We start from the raw sequence: 20,430 nt of genomic DNA on the forward strand, positions 1-20,430 counted from the left end.
AGGTTTTCAAGGAAGATAAGCCCAAAAATAAACCGGGAACACGGCAAATGTCCCCGGCTCTTGAATGTCCTCCTGCTATGCAATGCTTCGAACCATCAATAGCGCGGACGGACCAGGTTTAACAGGTTAACCATTAAACATCAGACAAATATGGTGAATTATTACCATAAGGGACTCCCCTTATTCAAAAAATGTATGCGCATTTCTACGCTTATTCTGGGCATAAACGTACTGACAACCGCTTTATTAATGGCCGGCACCACCGAGGCGCAGCACGTTAATATGGACGTCAGGCAGAGCCGTGTAAAAACTGTGTTCAGGCAAATTGAACAGCAGACCGGGGTAACTTTTGCATTTGACGAAAAACTGGTCCGCAATGCTCCGGACATCACATTGTATGCAATGGGGCTGCCCGTACCGGAAATCCTCAAAATGATCGAAAAGCAAACTGCGCTGGAATTCAGACAGGTAGGCAAGATGATCGGTGTTACGGGGAAAACCAAACTTGAAATAGCCCGTGAAGCCGCTCAAACCACCACTCAGGTTCTTCTGAGGCCGGTGAAAGGTAAGGTTACCGACGAAAAAGGAGAAGCGTTACCCTCCGTGGCGATACGAGTGAAGGGTACCAATGAGGGTACGATGACGGATCTGGAAGGTAATTACAGCGTCGACGTCGCTGGCGACGAATCCATCCTGATTTTCAGTTTTATCGGTTTTACAGCCCAGGAAATCATGGTAGGCTCACGTTCCACGGTTGATATCAAGCTGATACCGGACGTTTCCACACTGTCGGAGCTGGTCGTGACCGGTTACGGCGCACAGCGTAAAAAGGATTTGATCGGCGCGGTGTCCGTTGTGGACGTGGAACAGTTGAAACAAACCCCGGACGGGCAGGTAGCGAACCAGTTGCAGGGACGTGCTTCGGGCGTGACCATTATCGGTTCGGGACAGCCGGGCGAAACACCGCAGGTACGTATCCGCGGATTGAACACATTTGGAAACAACTCTCCATTATATGTAGTCGACGGTGTACCCACTACCTCGATCACGGATTTGAACACCAATGACATTGCCTCCATGCAGGTTTTGAAGGATGCCGGTTCAGCTTCTATTTACGGATCACGGGCGGCGAATGGAGTGATTATTATTACCACCAAAAAGGGCAAGGATAAGGTAAAGGTAAATTACAGCGCCTGGTATGGTGTGCAAACGCCTCCGAATGGTAATGTATGGAAAACACTGAATCCAATGGAGCAGGCACAATTGAAGTTCCAGGTTCAGAAAAACGCTGGCGCGACCATCGGTGACGATCAGTACGGATATGGTACATCGCCGGTTCTGCCTGACTATATTTTACCAACTGGCGCCAAAGAAGGTGATCCGGGGACCAATCCTGACCTATATTACGTCAATCCGAACTATACTTCGGTTGATGATTTCAACAAATTCAACCAGATCGTAAAAGCGAATAAGGCAGGTACCGACTGGTTTCACGAGATTTTCAAACGTGCGCCTTCTACCAGTCACAATATTTCTTTGAGCGGTGGAAGCGATCAGGGCAACTATTTGTTTTCATTGAATTATTTCAATCAGCAAGGTGCCTTGACGAACACGTATTTGAAACGCTATACATTGCGATCGAACAGCCAGTACAACATTGGCAAACACATCAGGATAGGCGAAAATCTTGCATTTTCTATCACCGACAACCCCAAAAGCGCCCTTTCCGACGGCGGATCAGCGATCGCATTCTCATTCAGGATGCAGCCGATCATTCCGGTTCATGACATCATGGGCAACTATGCAGGAAGCCGCGCCTCAGGTATGGGGGACGCGTTCAACCCGGTAGCGATGCGCGATCGTACACGTTATGACAAAGGTTTGGACAACCGTTTGTTCGGTAATGTCTTCGCTGAGGTGGATTTGTTCAAAAACTTCACATTGCGGACGAGTTTCGGTGGAGAAAACTATTCGGGCAGATGGAATTCTTTTGCATTTCCCACCTATGAAAATAAGGAAAACAGCAATACCAATACTTACTCCGAAGGCGCATATTCAGGTTTCAGCTGGACATGGACTAATCTGGTCACATTCCACAAATCCATGCAAAAGCATGACCTGACGGTAGTAGCAGGCACCGAGGCGTATAACGGCAAGAGTTACAATGTAAGCGGCAGTACGCAGGGCTTCTTCTCATTTAACCCGAACTATATGAACCTGGAAACGGGTTCGGGCGCGCGCAGCAATTCCAGCAGCCGTTCCACGGACGCATTGTACTCGCTTATTGGTCGCGTTGATTACATTTATAATGATAAATACCTTTTCGGAGCGATCATCAGAAGGGACGGATCTTCCAAATTCATCAACGAACGCTACGGCGTATTCCCGGCGGTGAGCGCAGGATGGCGGGTTTCCCAGGAGAACTTCATGAAAGGCGTTACCTGGTTGGACGACCTGAAAATCAGAGCCAACTATGGGATCATGGGCAACCAGATCAATGTAAGGTCGGGCAATGCATTTACCACTTACAGCTCCAACCGCAGAAGCTCTTATTATGACCTCGGCGGTACCAGCGGCTCAGGCGCATTGGAAGGTTTTGAAAAAAGCCACATTGGAAATCCGGATGCGATTTGGGAGAAAAACATCAGTACCAACGTGGGTATCGACGCCACATTCTTCAAAGGCAAGCTGGACGTGATCGCTGATTACTATGTTAAAGATGTGAAGGACCTCCTTTACAACCCTGACCTGATCGGTACTGCCGGCGGTGGCGAGGTACCTTTTGTGAACATTGCGCAAATGAAGAACAAAGGCATTGATTTACAGCTTACCTCCCGTTTTGACATTACCCAGGACCTGAAACTGAATGCTACGCTCACTTTCACAACTTACAATAACAAGATCCTGAAAGTAACCAACAGCACCAATTATTTTGACCTCGAAGGACGCGGTTTCGACGGCGCCTCCATTGTCCGTAACCGCGTAGGTAACTCCATCGGGCAGTTTTTTGGATATAAAGTCATTGGATTCTGGAATTCCGAAGAGGAGATCCAGCAGGCCAATGCGCAGGCTGTACAGCAAACCGGCGACGCAAATGCGGTATATCAGGATGGCGCAGCATTGGGCCGCTTCCGCTACGAGAATGTGAATGGCGACGGACAGATTACCGCCGCAGACCGTACGATGCTCGGCAACCCCAACCCGGATTTCAGCTATGGTTTGAACCTTGGATTTAACTACAAACAGTTTGATTTCAGCTTGTTCCTTTACGGTGTGCAGGGAAACCAGATCTGGAACCAGACACTTTGGTGGAATGATTTCAATTCTTCCCGGTCGGGAGCGAAAAGCCAAACCGCGCTTTACAACTCCTGGACGCCCGAAAACCACAATGCCAAAGCGCCGATTCAGGAAAATTCCAGCTCATTCAGTACCATTAATGTGCCTAACTCTTATTTCGTAGAGAATGGATCGTACCTGAGGGCGAAGAATTTGCAGCTGGGTTATACATTCCCGAGTGCATGGCTTAAAAAGATCAAGACCCAGCAGTTCCGCATTTACGTGCAGGCGACCAATCTTTTCACGATTACCAAATATTCCGGCCTTGATCCCGAAGTAAGCAGAAATGCAGATGGTAACCCGACCGTGTTTGGCATCGACGAGGGCTCGTATCCTTCTTCCAAACAATATACTGTGGGTCTTAATCTTACTTTTTAATCCTTATCAGAGAAACGCGATATGAAAAAGTCAATTCAATATATGGCCGTTCTTTGTATGATGGCCGGTTTCCTGTTCTTACAGGCTTGCAAAGATGATTTTTTGGATAAACCGGTGCAGGGCGCACTGGGTGATGATGTTCTTGCCAACGAAAAAGGCATCGACGGCCTGCTGACGGGTGCTTATGCAGCACTCGACGGCCAGGGTGACTTTACCGGCGGAAGCGGCTGGGAGTCCCCGCCCGACAACTGGGTATATGGCGCCATTCCCGGCGGAGACGCACATAAAGGCAGCGACGGCGGTGACCAAACACCCATTAATGCAATCGCAACTTTTGCCTCAGGCGCAGACAATGGATTTTTTAATACCAAATGGAGGGCATTGTATGAAGGCGTTTCAAGAGCGAATACTGTCCTGAAAGTTTTGGCACTTCTGGAAGGCGTATCTGCGGAAAATAAAGCCAGTATCGAAGGTCAGGCACGTTTTCTTCGTGCGCATTACTATTTTGAGTTGAAAAAAATGTGGAACATGGTTCCCTGGATCGACGAATCCACAACCGATTTTAACCAGCCTAACGATAAGGACATCTGGCCGATGATCGAGGCGGATTTCAAAGCGGCTTATGAAACTTTACCAGCCACACATACACTGGTGGGCAGGGCGAATAAATGGGCTGCAGGCGCATACCTGGGCAAGACTTATTTGTACCAGAAAAAATTTGCGGAAGCAGCGACCGTATTTACGCAGGTGATCAACAGCGGGGTTACTACCAATGGCCTGAAATATGACCTGGTTTCTTTCAAAGACAACTTTGATGCGGCTACTAAAAACAATGCAGAGTCAGTATTTGCTATCCAGATGGTGGCCAATGACGGTACGCTCGACATTACCAATGCCAACCAGGGCGGAATGCTAAACTTCCCCTACGGTACCGGCGCGCCATTCAGCTGCTGCGGGTTTTTCCAGCCCACTCAAATGCTGGTGAATGCCTACCGCACCGATGCCACCGGGTTACCTTATATAGAGGGAGCGAACAGCCACGCGGTAAAAAGTGACCTCGGTCTTACTTCCGCCACCGCATTCACACCAGATGCAGGGCCACTAGACCCACGTCTCGATTGGACTGTTGGCCGCCGTGATGTTCCCTACCACGACTGGGGGCTGTTTCCCGGAATGAACTGGGTACGCGACCAGCCTTATGGCGGGCCATATGCTCCCAAAAAGAACATTCACAGACAAAAAACACAAGATTTATATGCAGACCTAAGCTCATGGGCGCCGGGTAATGCTATCAATGTCCTCGTGATCCGTTTTTCCGATGTATTGTTAATGGCCGCTGAGGCAGAGGCAAATGCGGGTAGCCTGGCCAAAGCAGAAGAGTACGTCAACCGAGTACGTGCGCGTGCCGCTGACAAAACGGGCTGGCTTTATAAGTACATTGATAACAAAAATCCATTGACGGGCTTCTCTTCAACGCCAGCTGCAAATTATGTAGTAAGTCCCTATCCGGCAGGCACATTGGCTGCAAAAGGAAAGGATAATGTATTGAAAGCGATCTATTTCGAACGCGGTATTGAGCTCGCCATGGAAGGACATCGCTTTTTCGACCTGGTTCGCTGGGGAATCGCCGATACCAGCCTGAATTCATTTTTCAGCTACGAATCCAAGATCACTACGGACCTGGCAGGAGGAAAATTCACAAACGGCAAGAACAATTACTACCCAATCCCTCAGTTCCAGATCGATATGAGTGTGGTGGATGGTGCCCCGAAGTTGAAGCAGAACCCGGGGTATAACTAAGGCTTTAAATTTTATTAATTTATTATCAGTCAAACACTTACTTTGTCACACTGAGCGAAGTCGAAGTGCATATGCACACTGCAAAAGACGCAGTTCCAAGCTAATAACGACCTTCGACTCCGCTCAGCGTGACAACTTTAAACGTCATTAAATATTGCTTTTTGCGCCTGCAAATTACTCCTCAGGATGACAAAGTAAATCTCAAATCACTTTCAGTTCCGGATCGTAAAACCCTCTCCAAATTGCTACGGCTTCATCAACTGTTTCTGGTGGCGATTCGAGGTAGGCTTTGATCTTTTGGAGATTTTCGGAGTGCGAACCTTTCACTGCGTACTTTGCCAGATTGACAAGGAGTTTGTCTATTTCAGTCGTGTCGTTCTGCCAGTTTTTGCTGTATTTGGCAAACCAATCTTCGCTTAAAAAAACATATCCTGAGTACCGATAAACGTCCGAAAAGGCGTATGCATCAATCACAATGGGTTCAGTAGGCCATTCTGCGTCCAGTTCCGTATCATGAAACCGCTCCCTGCCATGCCCGAGCAGCGCTATAAATCTGTATGTTTTTACCATTATTTCAATAATTCTACTAGTTCTTTTCTGGCGTTCAAGTTAAAAATATAATCATTATTTCGAGATTCAGAAATTAGTATTTTTCTTTTCACGCGGCGAATTTACATGTTCAGTTTTTGACAAAAATTGAACATGTCTCGGAAATCTGTCCAGTATATGGACATATATTTGGAACATGTTCAATTATCCTGCAAAAATGAACATATCGCTCCTAAACGGGATGGTAAAGAAATTTACTACATGAATGAGGATTTAATCAGGATTCTGGAACGTTGACCTTTCGCAGTATTAAAGTTATAAAATGATCAAAATCTCAACACTTCCCTTAATCCAGAATCCCGGACAGTTTTATGCCGCACAGCAAATCCTGCTTGTGGACGTCTTATATGTGGGAGATACGCCCAGAAATATGCGCGAGTACATTAAGAATACGCATGGAGGCTTCATCTATGACAAGAAAACCTACATTCCGATCACATTAACGGGTACGCCGGAAAGCATGCTGGCCAATGCAGGCAAAGCGATTGTTTTCAAATTTGACAAAGGTTTTGAAAATCATTATCACTTCGATGGCAACCTGAATGCGGCGATCTGGCATAAACGTCTGTATGATCTTTCTGCCTTCATCGATCAATCGGCCATTCAATTTGAACGCGAAGAGGATTTTATTGCAAACAGATATTTAAGGGACTTTAAAGAATTCGACGAACCCAAAGTTCCAACTAAGTTGCTCGATTTGCCCGTACAAAATCCATCAAACATGGGCTTACAAGCTATTAAAGGCCTAAAACCTGTCCGTAAGTAATGTCGAAGCTATACAGTGTTCTCCGGCTCAAATGTCCGCGATGCAGAAAAGGAAATCTATTTTCGAAACCCAATCCTTATAGTTTCAAAGATAGTCTGGACATGCCCGACAACTGCCCCGTCTGCGGTCAGGACTTCAAAATTGAGCCCGGTTTTTACATTGGCGCGCTCTGGACCAGCTTCCCGATCGTCATTTTTATCATGACATTGCTGTCTGTTTTGCTGCTGGTCTATTTCAAAATGGAGCTGAACCTGTTTTTCGTTGCTCTCACCCTCATTCTATTTCTGCTGCAACCCATCATCATAAGGTACGGCAGGGCTATCTGGATACATGTTTTTGTGGATTATGACAGCGATGCGGAGATTAAGTAGCCTATTCTCCGCAAATTTGCGGAGAATAAATCGTATATTCACCGCAAAAAGAATTTATGGCCTTATACATTCATCAGAAAGCAGGCTGGCCGGATTTTACCTGGGATGAAACCAAGCTATCCGTGGTTTTGGGAGAGGTCAGGTATTTTCAGGGAAAGATAGCGGGTAGAATGGACGCATTGGGATTCTCAACGCGGACAGAAGCCATGCTCAAAACACTTACGGAGGATGTTCTGAAATCCACAGAAATCGAGGGCGAAGTGTTAAGTTCCGATCAGGTACGTTCTTCGATAGCTCGTCGTCTGGGCCTGGAAATTGCTGGCCTCGTACCCTCAGACAGGAAGGTGGAGGGAGTAGTTGAAATGACGTTGGACGCTACTCAAAATTACGACCAGGAACTTACAGAAGAGCGTCTTTTTGGCTGGCAATCCTCCTTATTTCCGTCCGGCAGAAGTGGCATGTTCACGATCGTGACCGGAAAATGGAGGGATAATGACAAAGGCCCAATGCAAGTCGTTTCCGGTCCGATCGGTCGCGAAATGGTTCATTTTGAAGCACCGGACGCTGATAGCCTGGAAAAAGAAATGGCATTGTTTCTCCAATGGTTTAATCAAACCAGCAACATTGATCCCGTAATAAAATCAGGAATTGCTCATTTATGGTTTGTTACCATTCACCCATTTGATGATGGAAATGGTCGTATTGCACGCGCAATCGCAGATATGCTTCTGACACGTGCCGATGGAAATGCGCGTCGGTATTATAGTATGTCTTCGCAAATCCGGCACCGCAGAAATGGATACTACGCCATATTGGAAAAAACGCAGAAAAACGGGCTCGACATTACAGAATGGCTGGAATGGTTTCTTTCCTGCCTCTATGAATCTTTACTTACCACTGATGAAACGCTCAACATTGTTTTACGTCGTGTAGAATTTTGGGACAAACATCCAGCCACATCTCTCAACGAAAGACAACGTTTGGTGATCAGTAAAATGCAGGAAGACTTCTTCGGCAAATTAACATCGTCTAAATGGGCTAAGATCACCAAATCTTCGCAGGATACTGCGGGCAGAGACATTCAGGACTTGGTGGCGAAAGGAATATTAGCGAAAGACAATGCAGGCGGAAGAAGTACTGCTTATGATTTGCTTTGGTAAGCAGCACTTCTTCGCCTCCCATTAAAACTTTATCCTCGCAATCGCTTTCCCCCAATACTTCCCTAAAACCGCTACGCCTTCTTCATTGGGATGCAGGTAAAATGTTCCTTGCTGGCCGTTTTCGGGTTTGAATAACTTTTCGCTATGTTTTTTGAAGTATTTAAATGCTTTGGTATCGCCTTTGAAAACACGGCCCGGATCGGAAACTTTGTACTCTGAGATCATTCCGTCGATCTCCGGAATGTAAGTTTTTAGCCTTTCCAGGCCCTCTTTTAAATATTTTGATCGGTTGTAAGTATTCTCACTGTACCAGATCGGGTGATGCACCACGACTTTACTTCCCGGATATTTGGTGAGCAGCTCTGATATGATTGTGTGCATGTTTTTGCGATAATTTTCCTTTGAGACCGGTGCGCCATTCGGCCCTTCGATCGCGCTGTCGTTAGTTCCCAGCTTCATGGAGAAAACCAGTTGGTGATCTTTCTTGGCATACAAACTGTCCGCTGCTTTCGTAGCCAACTCCGCATACTTCCCGCTGCCCGGCAACCAATCCAATGTCGTAGAACCGCTTTTTCCTACATTAATAAACTGTACATCTTCAATCCCTTTCTGTTCTTTGAGATAGTTGACCGCATGCGTCGGCGGAGGAAGTCCATTATCGCCGCCTTTGCCTTGCGTAATGCTATTGCCTATAAAAACGATGGAAAGTTTAGTCTGCGCCTGGGTTTGTAGCGTGACGAGAACGAACAGAAAAAGAAAGGAAATGTTGAACTTCATTGCAAAGAAAGTAGGATGAAAAATTGGGGTTCAGTTACTTTCCAAATTTAGGCCTTATTTTCAATTCAATGAACCTGTCGCGGTATTTGCGCCGCCTTTTTCAAAAGAAGCTGACGGATAGCGGCGATGTGGGATACCAACACGGCAGGAACGATGATGGCAGGAAGGATAACGAACGGAAAGTACGTAACCCCAATGTTCGGCTGATCGAAGGCCAGTTGTTGAAAAGGTGTTTTGGCAGACAAAATAGCGATACCCACAATATTGATCAAAAGCAGAAGACAGGCTATATTCCAGATTAGCAACAGCTTACTACCAGCCTTTTGCCTTACGAATACAAGATAGTAGACAACAATCGCTGAGATACCAGACAGGATATCGAAATTATACCCTTCAAATGTCATTAGTTCCGGGATCAAACCGGCCACAAATACATTATAAAGGATGATTTCAACAGGCAGTCGCACAGCATGCAGCAATGTGAGCGCTTTCAGGTCCAGACTGTCCAGAAATTTTTTCCCGGAATTGAAAAAACAAAGACTTAGCCCAAACAGCATTCCAGGGCCTATCAGAAACATGAACCTGGGAGGAATGGACATGCCATTTTTATAAAAACCATCAATGGCCAGCACTGATTGTACCGTCATGTAAACAACCATGGCGACCAACAATTTCCCCGACTTACCAGCCGCGATATAGAATTGAAAAATGGTAAAAAACGTCGCGAATGCGAACAGGACGATAACGAATACAGGTATATTTTGCATGACTTTAAATGTTTAACGAACCATGCAAAGGTCTGATCCTCAACACAAAGTATCACTTACCATTTGGCAAGAAATCATTTTTTAGAAAATTCTTTTCTGATCCTGCTGAGAGAGGTATCCGTCACGCCGAGGTAGGAAGCAATGTATTTGAGCGGGGCGTTTTGAAATATTTCAGGACTTGATTTGAGCAATGCTTCGTAACGTTGCTCGGCCGTTTTGTTGATCATCGAAAGCGTGCGGTTTTTGAATGCGACAAACCCTTTGACCAACACCGCCCTGCCAAACTCCCGGAATTCCGGAATGGTATGGAAGAGTTCATTCAATTCACTATAAGTCAACACCCAGCCTGTTGATTCAGTGAGCGCTTCAATGTTTTCCTGCGATGGAATTCGTTGAAAAAATGATCCTACTTCGAAGACTGGTGTGTTTTGAGAAAAAAAATTGAGCGTGATTTCATTCCCGTCAATATCAAGCAGATAGGAACGTAGAAACCCTTTTTCAAGAAAGAAATACTGATCGTTCACTGCGCCTTCTTTCAGGAAGACTTCTCCTTTACTTAATGTTCTTGAACTAAACTTCGAAGCAATGGTACGCGCTATCTCTTCATCAATACTGATGGTTTGAAGAATGTAATGGACCAATAAATCAGGATTACCCGACATTTCCCAAAGCGATATCAATATGTGCCAAGTGGTGCTTTACATGCCAAACCGAGATCGCCAAAGCTTGTTTCTGGGTAAACCATATCTTCCTGACGGCATGGTAATAACTGACATTCAATTGCTCCTCGGTAAGATTTGCCGCAAAGAATGCGTAGCGATGATGGACACCTTCCAGCATCATTAATGAATCTGCAACGGGCGCATTCAGAGAATCGATGGTTCCTGCCCAGGCATTCATATCAACGAGAGTAGGCTCTTTATAATCAGGCTCGGTCACCGCTTTTTTGATCCGCAGGTAATGCAAAAACTGCAAATCGGCGACGTGATGGATAAGCTGGCGGATATTCCAGCTTCCTTCACGATAAGTTTTTGCCAGATCTTCGTCCGAAAGGTTTTCAACTCGGGCTTTGTACTCTGCCGGTATGGTCGCTATTACATGGATCAGGTCGTCTATTTCCTCTTTCGCGTAATCTTCCTGTAAAGTAAACAGCCCGATCGGGTACTTGGGATTAATCATGGCTTATGCTTTTTTCGTTTTTTTGATCTCCGCAAAAACTGCCCCGGCAATAAGCAGCACGAGCAATAATGAACTTACCAGATCAACTTTACTTCCGGCAGTGACCGATACCGGTTCAAAACGGAACTTGATCGTATGCTTGCCAGCAGGAACACGCAATGCACGCAATATGTAGTCTGCACGCAGCATATCCACAGGCTTGTCGTCGATCGTCACTTTCCATTCATCGCGGACATTGTAGTAGATTTCAGAGAAAATAGCCAATCCTTCTGAACTGGAATTGCTTTCATAAATCACCTCATTAGGCTTGTAGCTGATCAGACTAATTTTGGCAGTAGAGTCGGGCTGGATTTTCAGACCATTCAATTTATCCGCAAATTTTTGATCCAAAACCGCTTCTTCACGTGGTTTGAGCGAATCCAGAGCGGTCATTTCAGCATCCGCATTCGGTACAATTTTGAAACTATTCACAAACCACGCATGGCCATACGCCTCCGGATTGGGTTGAGCTACCTTGTTCCCCTGCTGATCTGGCACCAGGATATACTTGGTGTTCAACATATTGATAATCCTGGTATTGGGCTTCTGAGTGGCGATCTGGCGTTCAAACAACTCCTGATAGCGACGCAGTTTCGCACCATGGTAGCCGCCCAGTGATTTATGAAAATACGAAGCATCCGCACTGTTGAATGGCCCCTGGCGCGAGCTCAGGTCATATACCCGGTAGTCGGGATCGGTATCGCGTAATATCTGCTCATCGGCAGGGGAAGGCGTAGTTACACCCTGCGCAGCGTAGTTACTTAGAAAATCTTCATTATTCAGGTACCTTTTGTCCACTCCAAAAAGGTCAAAAATGATCAGTATCAGCATTACACCGTAAAAAAGAACGGGTTTGATTTTATCTTTCATCGTAAACCAAACCACTCCGGCGGCAAGCAGCAGGAAGATCAAGCTTCTGATCGCATCACTTTTCATAAGACCTGCGCGATCCTGGATAACAGAATTCATGATCTGCTGTCCAAATGCCTTATCCTGCGCCATCTGTGTAAACTGGTCGAGGTGCTGCGCGTCATTAGCCGACTGAAAGCTGAAAAAGATGCCCGGCATCAGCGCCAGAATGAGTGTTACGCCACCGGTAATGCCCAATGTGATGAGGAATGATTTCTGAAATTCCTTCGATTCAACTTTCCTTTCAACAATAGCAACCAGCCCAAGTACCGCGACCAAAACCATGAGCAACTGGGCCAGAGAGATCACCATCGTCATCGCCCTGAACTTGTTGAACATTGGAAAATAGTCAAAAAACAGGAAGTTAACACCAGCGAAGGTCTTACCCAACGCCCAGACAATGTACAGGAGAATCACGCCGCCAGCCCAATATTTGATTGGATTTTTGACAATAAAAAGGCCGAGAATAAACAGAAAGAAGACAATGATACCGACATAGTTCGGTCCGCCCATGATAGGCTGATCTCCCCAGTAAAGTGGCATCTGTTGAATGACATTTTGCGCCGTAGCAGCGTCCACGCCACGTCCGGTCAATGTTTTATAGGTTTCGGAACTGGTGGAAAGCGGCCCGTATGAGGTACCTCCGTAGGCATTGGGGATTACGAGGGTTAGCAGCTCACCCAATCTGTAGCTGTACGTAAAGGCATATTCCTTACCCAATCCGTCAGCTTTCGCTGCGCCCGGAGCATTGTCCAGCGCAGTGAGTTCTGACTTTCCGCGGATCGTTTCTTTCGTATAATCATAAGCATTCCAAAGCCGGGTAGTATGCGTTCCAACGGCGACAACGCCTGCGAAACCAAGTCCTGCCAACACCAGCATAAGATCCTTTGCTCTTCCTTTATTAATATAAGAAACGCTCTCAATGATCACCAATATGACAATCCCGATCCCTAGATAATAGGTGATTTGAACGTGGTTGGCGTATAGCTCCAATGATAGGAACAAGCCAGTCAATGCGGCCCCGGCAAGCCAGTTCTTCCTGAATGCAAGGATCACACCCGCCAAAACGCCCGGCGCGTACATGATCGCGATCACCTGCGAAACGTGCCCTGCTTCCAGATTAATGACATTAAACGCCGAAAAAGCGAATGCAACAGCACCTATCGCCGCGAGCCAGCCACTTGCGCCCAGTATGAGGAAAAGAATGTAGGCACTCACCATCCCGATCAGGAAGTAGTTGGCCGGAGCTGGTAAAATCTTATTGATACCCTGCCCCAGTTTGGTGGAAACACTGGTGGGATAGTCCGCCGCTACCAGGTATGCCGGCATTCCTGCAAACATTCCATTGGTCCACGCCGACCATTCTCCTGTTTGTTTTTGATAATCCAACACTTCCCGGGCAGCGCCTTTGGCGTATATATCATCCTGTGCGATAAGCTTTTTTCCTTGTAAAACGGGCGAGACGTATGCGACTGACAGAATCATAAAACCAATTACAGCTACCAGATGCGGCCAGATTCGTTGCCAGGAGAACAGATTTTTCATTTTAATAATATTGGGCTTTGGGTTTGTTTTATACCGTGAAGACAAGATCGATGCAAATCACCGCAAATATGACTTTTCAAACAGTAAAAGTTTCGGCGAATGCGTGTTAATGAATATTAAATTTTTATTAACCGGCGCAAATATATAAGTATTGATATATGTTTGAGATGTAAAAATCGAATCTTCTTCGTGCATTTTTTTAATAGAATTCAGAATTAGGTCATATATTTTAAGAAAATACCCGATAAATTTGCGGAAATTGTGCCTTTAAGGTTTATTGGAACTGTACAGAGATAGAATAGAAGTAACCCGAAATTAAATGAAAAGAATTGGAGTATTTACCTCAGGAGGAGATGCCCCTGGTATGAACGCCTGCATCAGGGCGGTAGTCCGTGGAGCTGTCTACCATGGTATTGAAGTATTTGGTATTAGAAGAGGATATAGCGGAATGATTGCCGGAGATGTCTACAAGATGGAGTCTCATTCGGTAAGCAATATAGTTCAAAGAGGAGGAACCATCCTCAAATCGGCACGGAGCAAGGAGTTCATGACTCCTGAAGGAAGAAAGAAGGCATATGACAATCTGGTTAACCTGGGTATCGAAGGGCTGGTAGCTATCGGTGGTAATGGTACTTTTACCGGAGCCATGATTTTTGGTAATGAGTACGGCATACCCACTGTGGGCGCACCAGGAACCATTGACAACGACTTGTACGGAACAGATTACACCATTGGTTTCGACACCGCTGTAAATACTGCGCTCGATGCGATCGACCGTATCCGCGACACCGCCAGCTCACACGACAGGATCTTCTTCATTGAAGTAATGGGCCGTGACTCAGGTTATATCGCAGTACAATCGGGTATAGCAGGTGGTGCTGAGCTCGTGATGGTACCGGAAGTTCTGACGCCGATCTCAGAAGTAGTTGAAACATTGAAACAAGGGTGGAGCCGTTCGAAATCGTCATCCATTATCATTGTGGCTGAAGGAGACGAAGAAGGTAGCGCGCAAGAGGTAGCCGAAAAAATCAAGGTGCAGGTTCACGAAGACGCGGATATCCGTGTGACTACGCTTGGACACACCCAACGCGGGGGTCCACCGTCCGCATATGACCGCATTCTTGCAAGCCGCCTGGGACTGGGCGCGCTGGAAGGATTAATCGGCGGACAGAAGAATGTAATGGCGGGGATTATCAACAATGATCTTGTTTACACGCCTTTCGAAGATACGATCCGTCTTCCGAAGCCAATCAACGAAGATTTGCTTAGAATGGTGAAAATCCTCAGCGTATAACCCTCGTACGGTTAGCAGTAACCGACAGTTTTATACACAATATAACCAATCCATTCGTGCCATAGTACGCTGAAATACGCAATGGCATCCGAATCGGGTATAACGGCATCTCTGAAACTCATGCTGTTATACCCCCCATAAAAGTCGGCCGGGAAAATAGTAGTTTGGATACCCGCTTTTTCAAAACACCCGGCTGACCGGCGCATATGGAATGCGGAGGTAATCAGTATATATTTCCCCGATGGAAATTTTTGTTTTAATATCCTCGCCGAGAAAACTGCGTTTTCCCGCGTATTTCTCGCTTTTTCTTCAAAAATAATGTCCTTGGCCGGAACGCCCCAGCTTACGAGTAATTCAGCTGCACGTCGTGTTTCGCCCTTTTTCATTGCGATAAGCTGGTCCGCACTCGTACCTGTGATCAATATTTTTTTGATCTTCCCGGCTTTGTATAAAAGGAAGGTTTGCAATACTCTGTCACCATTTCCGCCTAAGGAAGGATGATCCTCGTTGGGTTGCTGGGAACTGATCAGTCCGCCGGAAAGCAAAATCCCTACATCGTGCTGCTCCTTGATATCGCGAATGTTGACAGGTTTCGGCTCCCATTGGTTAAAAGCAAGCATTGTCAGATACAAATTGGAAAACAAGAGTAGTAATATCAGTGAGGCAACCACTAGCCTTTTCCTCGCTTTATTGCTCCTTACCAATGCGCCAAATAGCAAAAGCATCAGGATAATGCTCGTTGGCATGGCCAGAAAGTCTATGGCTTTGGATAGAAAATAAAACATTTGAATAAGAAGCTGGGTGTTATGATCGTTTTGGAGTTAATTTTGTTACTCCTGAAAACTTTGAAATAATCAAATAAACTGTTCATAAACAAACGGCCATTACCCTGATGAAAGATTATACCCGCACATTGTTTTTCGCATTTCTGCTCACCATTGCACTTTATACCACAGGATCCGCCCAGGGTTACCGCATTGAAGCGACCATCAAGGGCCTGAGGGACTCATCGTTGATCATCGGGCATTATAACCGCAGCCATAATCAGTTTGTCCCAAAAGATACTGCGAAGGCCGACGCCAATGGAAAAATGGTGTTTGAAGGCAAAACAGCACTTCCCGGCGGGCTATATGTGATTCTTTTTCCGGGTAACAACCGGTGGGTAGAGCTGGTCTATTCAGGAAAGGAGACGAATTTCTCGATTGAAACAGACACGGCTGACGTGATCGGTCAAATGAAGGTGACGGGATCGAAAGAGAATCAGATTTTTTATACTTATCAAAAGGAACTGAAATCGGGTTCTATGCAGATAGAGCAATTGAACAAGGTCAAAAGCCCCGAATCTCAAAGCAAAATAAGAGCGATACAGGACAGTTTTGCTGCGTATCGTGCAAAAACGTTGGCTGATAATGCGCAGAGTTTCACCGTTCAGCTACTGAAAATGTCGACGGAACCGGAAATTCCAGCGGCACCTAAACTCGCCAACGGAAAGGCGGACTCCACCTGGATTTTCAATTATTACAAATCACATTACTGGGATACCTTCGATTTTGCAGACAGCAGAATCCTCAATACACCGTTTCTTGAACCAAAATTGGAGCGTTACTTCAAAAATCTGGTCGTGCAAGTACCCGATTCGGTAATCAAAGATGCCGATATGATCGTCAAAAAGGCATCGGCTAATAAAGATGTGAAGGCAATGGTGGTTTTCTATATTACCAATCAGTACGAAAACCCAAAAACGGTTGGTACTGAGGCCGTGTGGGTGCATATGGCCAATAAATATTACTTGTCTGGCGAAATGGGCACTTCCGAAGATGTCAAAAAACGCATTGCCGAGAAGGTCAATACATTAAAGGATTTGCTGGTCAACAAGACATTTCCGGCATTGACGCTCACCGACCCAGCCGGTAAAAAAGTGAGTGTACAGACTGTTCAAGCCAATTACACCATTCTTTTCTTCTATGCACCTACCTGCGGGCATTGCAAAGAAGCATCTCCGACATTGAAAGCATTCTACGAAAAGAACAAGGCGAATGGTATCAAGGTGATGGCGATTTCGACCGAGCACAACGTAGAAGACTGGAAGTCATTTATCACGACATACCATTTCGAAGACATTATCAATGGCTTCGATTCCTTGAACCAGATTGATTTTAACAAGAAATTCGACGTAGTTACTACGCCTACCGTTTATATTTTGGATAAAAACAAAAAGATCATTGCCCGCAAAATGCCTGTGGAGCAGCTGGAAGACTTTTTGAACTACTACCAGAATAAAATGGCCAGAAAGCTTTAATTACAAAAATGCTACGCAAATCGGCAGCTTTACTGAAATACTTTCATGCTTGAAAGTAAACTTGCCGGTGGCTGGATCGACATCGTAAACCACCAGATTGTCAGCAGTTTGATTGGCTACGATCATGAATTTTCCGCTCGGGTCGATATTAAAATCCCTTGGCGTGGAAATGGATTTTGTCTGTTGATCCACCATTTCAAGTTCCCCGTTTGCATTAATCTTGAATGCACTAATGGAGTTATGGCCCCGGTTGGAAACGTAAACAAACTTTCCATTTGGGTGCAAGTGAATGGCCGCACTGGTATTTGTCGGTCCCGAGTAATCTGCCGGGATCGTAGGGTAAGTTTTAATAGCAGTAATGACCCCGTTTTTGTCAATGGAGCACGAAGTAAGCGTTGCTTCCAGTTCATTGAGCAGAAATAGTGACTTGCCCGATGGATGAATGATGAGGTGGCGTGGACCTGCGCCTGGTTTGCCTGAGAAAAATGGCTGCGCAGGATTGGGTTTTAATGCCCCGCTTTTGCTGTCTGACACGTAATTCATAATCTTGTCGCTTCCCAGATCCGTCACAAACACATATTTGCCGTCGGGGCTTGCGGTAGCAAAATGCGCGTGCGCTTTTTCCTGACGCTTCGCATTAGGCCCTGTTCCTGCATATTGTTCCGTGTAAGTTGCCGGAGTGACTTTTCCGTCAGGCTGCACATGATACATCGAAAAGCTGCCTCCGCCATAGTTCGCAACATAGGCTGTTTTTCCGGAAGGATGAACCGAAACGTGACATGGCCCGGCACCGACCGAAGACTCGCTGTTCAGGTAAGTCAGTTTTTTGTCGGCACCAATTGCGAATGAGACGATTTTATCTCCACCGACTGCATATAAATTCTTTTTATTGGGAGAAATCGCCACGTAACCCGGCCCGACGCAATTATTGAAAGTATCTAATAAGGTAACCTGGCCGGTTGAAAGATTGAGCTCACACAATGAAACGGATGAATTAGCGCCCTTATCCTGCGTTCCGATATAAAAGGAAATGGTTTTATCCTGAAACGAAAAGGACATCAAACCGGCCAGCAAAAGGATTACAGGAACAATCAGCTTTTTCATATTTTCCATTTTAAATGAGATACCAATGTCTTGTAAAGCCGTACGCAATCGTTTTTTAATGTTATTTTGAAGAATATAAACTGACCTTTAACCAAATAGCATCACATATGGATACCATCAGCTGGCAGGATTTCGAAAAAGTCAATTTGGTTGCGGGCACAATCATTCAGGTCGACGATTTCCCCAAAGCCCGAAAACCCGCATTCAAGCTCCGCATAGATCTCGGCCCGGAAATAGGTATCAAAGCCAGTTCAGCACAAATCACGACGCGGTACACAAAAGAGCAGTTGCTGGGAAAACAGGTACTCTGTGTCACCAACTTCCCTCCCAAACAAATCGCAGATTTCAAATCCGAAGTACTCACGACCGGGTTCATACTACCAGATGGAGAGGTAATTCTGGCTAGTCCGGATTTTGAGGTGCCGAATGGAACGAAGTTGGCGTAGGGTCAAATTACTGCACTCTCACCCGAAATCACTCCCAAACTCAGGGTAAATATCTTGATTATAGTCTATTGGAATAGGTATCCATCACTTTTCAGACAAACCATATTTCGTGACCAGATCATTATTCAGACCCTTATTCTTTCTGTTGTTTCTTGCGACAGCTCCGGCCTTTGCTATTGAGACGCAGATTGAAAAAGAAGTAACGCAAACACTTAAAAAACATATTCTTGCGGAAGCAAGCTGGGCGTTGAAGCAGGCCCCGGTCACCGTGACGGCTAGTACTTGCCCGAGAAGTGCTGGGACAAAGCATGATTTTTACTCGGAAGGAGACTACTGGTGGCCCGACTCGCTACATCCCAACGGACCTTACATTCAGCGCGACGGAATGACCAATCCTGAAAATTTTGTTGCGCACCGCCTGGCCATGATTCGGTTCAGCAAAATTGTGGGCGCATTGGCTTCTGCCTACAAGCTTACTCATGATAAAAAATACATTAAACATGCATTCCAGCACATTAACGCCTGGTTTGTTGATCCCGAAACCCGTATGAACCCTTCCCTGCTATACGCCCAGGCCATTAAAGGAAGAGCGACAGGGCGTGGCATTGGTGTCATTGATACGATCCATCTCATGGAGGTAGCTCAGGGAATAAAGGTGATGGAAAAGGATAATGCTGTGGACAAAAGCATGCTGGCGAATGTCAAACAGTGGTTTGAAGAGTATATCAGCTGGCTCACAACCCATCAGTACGGAAAAGAGGAAATGGAAGCCAAAAACAACCATGGCACCTGCTGGGCCATGCAGGTCGCATCTTTTGCATCTCTAACCGGCAACCAGACTATGCTCGATTTTTGCCGGAACCGTTACAAAACCATTTTTTTACCCAATCAAATGGGTACTGATGGAAGCTTTCCTCTGGAATTAAGACGGACCAAACCTTACGGTTACTCGTTGTTCAACCTGGATGCGATGGTTATGCTTTGCCAGATTTTATCTGACGGCGATAATGATCTCTGGAACTATCAGACTACGGATGGGAAGGGAATTAAAAAGGCAATTGAATATCTGTATCCTTTTGTTGAAGATAAAACCAAATGGCCGCTGAAACCTGACGTCATGTACTGGGACAATTGGCCGATCGCGCATCCATTCCTGGTTTTTGGAGCAAATACATTTAAAAATTCTGCTTGGTTAATAACCTGGAAGCGTCTTGACCATAACCCCAAAGTGGAGGAAGTAATCAGGAATTTGCCAATAAGGAACCCCATTATCTGGTTTTTAGACGCGTATTTTAAGAATTGATAACCGCAATACAAAAACTCTGCAAATCATTTCTGTAATTCTGTAACATTCCCGGGTGCTGCCATGCCGATATTTGTAGCACGTTAAATAACCAAATTATCGGGCTTTTGTCCGGAATTTCAAAACCATGGAAACATTAAAATTTAAAACCAATATCAAATGTGGCGGCTGCGTAGCCACCGTCACTCCATTTCTGAACGGTGCTGATGGCGTCGAAAAGTGGGATGTAGATCTCGTGAGCCCTGAAAGAGTACTCGAAGTGCAAACAGACCGCTCACCTGAGGAAATCGCACAGCTGATTAAAAACGCAGGTTACATTGCCGAAGAAATCGCCTGATAATTAATATC

General features: G+C 45.8%; 18 protein-coding genes. 10 read left to right on the forward strand and 8 right to left on the reverse strand.

Features of this window, described 5'->3' with window-relative positions; all coding sequences use genetic code 11:
- Positions 1-195 precede the first annotated feature (195 nt).
- Both ON006_RS21130 and ON006_RS21135 read left to right on the forward strand, forming a co-directional pair.
- Positions 196-3,714: a SusC/RagA family TonB-linked outer membrane protein gene (locus ON006_RS21130; RefSeq protein ID WP_244823843.1), complete on the forward strand. Its 3,519-nt coding sequence runs from the start codon at positions 196-198 to the stop codon at positions 3,712-3,714.
- Between the two features lie 21 nt (positions 3,715-3,735).
- Positions 3,736-5,514, forward strand: a complete 1,779-nt coding sequence (locus ON006_RS21135) for a RagB/SusD family nutrient uptake outer membrane protein (protein WP_244823844.1) — start codon at positions 3,736-3,738, stop codon at positions 5,512-5,514.
- Between the two features lie 201 nt (positions 5,515-5,715).
- On the opposite strand, the gene ON006_RS21140 is transcribed toward ON006_RS21135, so the two are convergent.
- Positions 5,716-6,084 (reverse strand): hypothetical protein, encoded by a 369-nt coding sequence (locus tag ON006_RS21140; RefSeq protein ID WP_244823845.1) that lies wholly within the window; start codon positions 6,082-6,084, stop codon positions 5,716-5,718.
- Between the two features lie 301 nt (positions 6,085-6,385).
- Between ON006_RS21140 and ON006_RS21145 the strand changes: the two genes are divergently transcribed.
- From ON006_RS21145 to ON006_RS21155, 3 genes are read left to right on the forward strand one after another with little or no spacing between them, the layout of a single operon-like run.
- Positions 6,386-6,889: a hypothetical protein gene (locus ON006_RS21145; RefSeq protein WP_244823846.1), complete on the forward strand. Its 504-nt coding sequence runs from the start codon at positions 6,386-6,388 to the stop codon at positions 6,887-6,889.
- Positions 6,889-7,260, forward strand: coding sequence for a DUF983 domain-containing protein (locus ON006_RS21150; protein ID WP_244823847.1), 372 nt, complete (start codon positions 6,889-6,891; stop codon positions 7,258-7,260). Before ON006_RS21145 ends, ON006_RS21150 begins: the two co-directional genes overlap by 1 nt.
- A gap of 56 nt (positions 7,261-7,316) precedes the next feature.
- Positions 7,317-8,420 carry a Fic family protein gene (locus tag ON006_RS21155; protein WP_244823848.1) on the forward strand — a complete coding sequence of 368 codons (1,104 nt, stop codon included), beginning with the start codon at positions 7,317-7,319 and terminating at the stop codon, positions 8,418-8,420.
- Positions 8,421-8,441: 21 nt separating this feature from the next.
- On the opposite strand, the gene ON006_RS21160 is transcribed toward ON006_RS21155, so the two are convergent.
- From ON006_RS21160 to ON006_RS21180, 5 genes are all read right to left on the reverse strand, one after another.
- Positions 8,442-9,197: a GDSL-type esterase/lipase family protein gene (locus tag ON006_RS21160; RefSeq protein WP_244823849.1), complete on the reverse strand. Its 756-nt coding sequence runs from the start codon at positions 9,195-9,197 to the stop codon at positions 8,442-8,444.
- Positions 9,198-9,262: 65 nt separating this feature from the next.
- On the reverse strand, positions 9,263-9,964 hold the full coding sequence (locus ON006_RS21165; protein WP_244823850.1) for a DUF8737 domain-containing protein: 702 nt from the start codon (positions 9,962-9,964) through the stop codon (positions 9,263-9,265).
- A 74-nt stretch (positions 9,965-10,038) separates the two neighbouring features.
- Positions 10,039-10,626: a Crp/Fnr family transcriptional regulator gene (locus ON006_RS21170; RefSeq protein WP_244823851.1), complete on the reverse strand. Its 588-nt coding sequence runs from the start codon at positions 10,624-10,626 to the stop codon at positions 10,039-10,041.
- Entirely contained in the window at positions 10,616-11,143 is a 528-nt protein-coding gene (locus tag ON006_RS21175; RefSeq protein ID WP_244823852.1) for a YfiT family bacillithiol transferase, read from the reverse strand. Before ON006_RS21175 ends, ON006_RS21170 begins: the two co-directional genes overlap by 11 nt.
- Positions 11,144-11,146: 3 nt before the next feature.
- Positions 11,147-13,636 carry a glycosyltransferase family protein gene (locus ON006_RS21180; RefSeq protein WP_244823853.1) on the reverse strand — a complete coding sequence of 830 codons (2,490 nt, stop codon included), beginning with the start codon at positions 13,634-13,636 and terminating at the stop codon, positions 11,147-11,149.
- A 319-nt stretch (positions 13,637-13,955) separates the two neighbouring features.
- On the opposite strand from ON006_RS21180, the gene pfkA reads away from it, so the two are divergent.
- Positions 13,956-14,930 (forward strand): 6-phosphofructokinase, encoded by a 975-nt coding sequence (gene pfkA / locus ON006_RS21185; protein ID WP_244823854.1) that lies wholly within the window; start codon positions 13,956-13,958, stop codon positions 14,928-14,930.
- Positions 14,931-14,941: 11 nt separating this feature from the next.
- Here the strand turns inward: pfkA and ON006_RS21190 are convergent, their stop codons facing one another.
- The gene (locus ON006_RS21190; protein WP_244823855.1) at positions 14,942-15,715 is read right to left on the reverse strand and encodes a YdcF family protein; all 774 of its coding nucleotides are present in this window, start codon (positions 15,713-15,715) and stop codon (positions 14,942-14,944) included.
- 107 nt (positions 15,716-15,822) lie between these two features.
- Here ON006_RS21190 and ON006_RS21195 point away from each other — a divergent pair, with 107 nt between their 5' ends.
- Complete coding sequence (locus tag ON006_RS21195) at positions 15,823-17,229, forward strand: TlpA family protein disulfide reductase (RefSeq protein ID WP_244823856.1); 1,407 nt, start codon at positions 15,823-15,825, stop codon at positions 17,227-17,229.
- Here ON006_RS21195 and ON006_RS21200 read toward each other — a convergent pair whose 3' ends face one another.
- Entirely contained in the window at positions 17,230-18,333 is a 1,104-nt protein-coding gene (locus ON006_RS21200; RefSeq protein ID WP_244823857.1) for a lactonase family protein, read from the reverse strand. It lies immediately after the preceding gene.
- Positions 18,334-18,440: 107 nt separating this feature from the next.
- Between ON006_RS21200 and ON006_RS21205 the strand changes: the two genes are divergently transcribed.
- The 3 genes from ON006_RS21205 (at position 18,441) to ON006_RS21215 (ending at position 20,419) form a co-directional block, all read left to right on the forward strand.
- The gene (locus ON006_RS21205) at positions 18,441-18,779 is read left to right on the forward strand and encodes a tRNA-binding protein (RefSeq protein ID WP_244823858.1); all 339 of its coding nucleotides are present in this window, start codon (positions 18,441-18,443) and stop codon (positions 18,777-18,779) included.
- Between the two features lie 109 nt (positions 18,780-18,888).
- Entirely contained in the window at positions 18,889-20,082 is a 1,194-nt protein-coding gene (locus ON006_RS21210; RefSeq protein ID WP_244823859.1) for an alginate lyase family protein, read from the forward strand.
- Between the two features lie 127 nt (positions 20,083-20,209).
- Entirely contained in the window at positions 20,210-20,419 is a 210-nt protein-coding gene (locus ON006_RS21215; RefSeq protein ID WP_244823860.1) for a heavy-metal-associated domain-containing protein, read from the forward strand.
- Positions 20,420-20,430: the final 11 nt, after the last annotated feature.

The organism is Dyadobacter pollutisoli (assembly GCF_026625565.1).
Lineage (GTDB): Bacteria > Bacteroidota > Bacteroidia > Cytophagales > Spirosomataceae > Dyadobacter > Dyadobacter pollutisoli.

Excerpts from the sequence above, each read along its gene's own strand:
- ON006_RS21205 (WP_244823858.1), top strand. The coding sequence starts at position 18,441 with ATGGATACCATCAGCTGGCAGGATTTCGAAAAAGTCAATTTGGTTGCG.
- ON006_RS21170 (WP_244823851.1), bottom strand. The coding sequence starts at position 10,626 with ATGTCGGGTAATCCTGATTTATTGGTCCATTACATTCTTCAAACCATC.
- ON006_RS21130 (WP_244823843.1), top strand. The coding sequence starts at position 196 with ATGCGCATTTCTACGCTTATTCTGGGCATAAACGTACTGACAACCGCT.
- pfkA (WP_244823854.1), top strand. The coding sequence starts at position 13,956 with ATGAAAAGAATTGGAGTATTTACCTCAGGAGGAGATGCCCCTGGTATG.
- ON006_RS21180 (WP_244823853.1), bottom strand. The coding sequence starts at position 13,636 with ATGAAAAATCTGTTCTCCTGGCAACGAATCTGGCCGCATCTGGTAGCT.
- ON006_RS21215 (WP_244823860.1), top strand. The coding sequence starts at position 20,210 with ATGGAAACATTAAAATTTAAAACCAATATCAAATGTGGCGGCTGCGTA.
- ON006_RS21195 (WP_244823856.1), top strand. The coding sequence starts at position 15,823 with ATGAAAGATTATACCCGCACATTGTTTTTCGCATTTCTGCTCACCATT.
- ON006_RS21155 (WP_244823848.1), top strand. The coding sequence starts at position 7,317 with ATGGCCTTATACATTCATCAGAAAGCAGGCTGGCCGGATTTTACCTGG.
- ON006_RS21165 (WP_244823850.1), bottom strand. The coding sequence starts at position 9,964 with ATGCAAAATATACCTGTATTCGTTATCGTCCTGTTCGCATTCGCGACG.
- ON006_RS21190 (WP_244823855.1), bottom strand. The coding sequence starts at position 15,715 with ATGTTTTATTTTCTATCCAAAGCCATAGACTTTCTGGCCATGCCAACG.
- ON006_RS21150 (WP_244823847.1), top strand. The coding sequence starts at position 6,889 with ATGTCGAAGCTATACAGTGTTCTCCGGCTCAAATGTCCGCGATGCAGA.
- ON006_RS21145 (WP_244823846.1), top strand. The coding sequence starts at position 6,386 with ATGATCAAAATCTCAACACTTCCCTTAATCCAGAATCCCGGACAGTTT.
- ON006_RS21200 (WP_244823857.1), bottom strand. The coding sequence starts at position 18,333 with ATGAAAAAGCTGATTGTTCCTGTAATCCTTTTGCTGGCCGGTTTGATG.
- ON006_RS21135 (WP_244823844.1), top strand. The coding sequence starts at position 3,736 with ATGAAAAAGTCAATTCAATATATGGCCGTTCTTTGTATGATGGCCGGT.
- ON006_RS21175 (WP_244823852.1), bottom strand. The coding sequence starts at position 11,143 with ATGATTAATCCCAAGTACCCGATCGGGCTGTTTACTTTACAGGAAGAT.
- ON006_RS21140 (WP_244823845.1), bottom strand. The coding sequence starts at position 6,084 with ATGGTAAAAACATACAGATTTATAGCGCTGCTCGGGCATGGCAGGGAG.
- ON006_RS21160 (WP_244823849.1), bottom strand. The coding sequence starts at position 9,197 with ATGAAGTTCAACATTTCCTTTCTTTTTCTGTTCGTTCTCGTCACGCTA.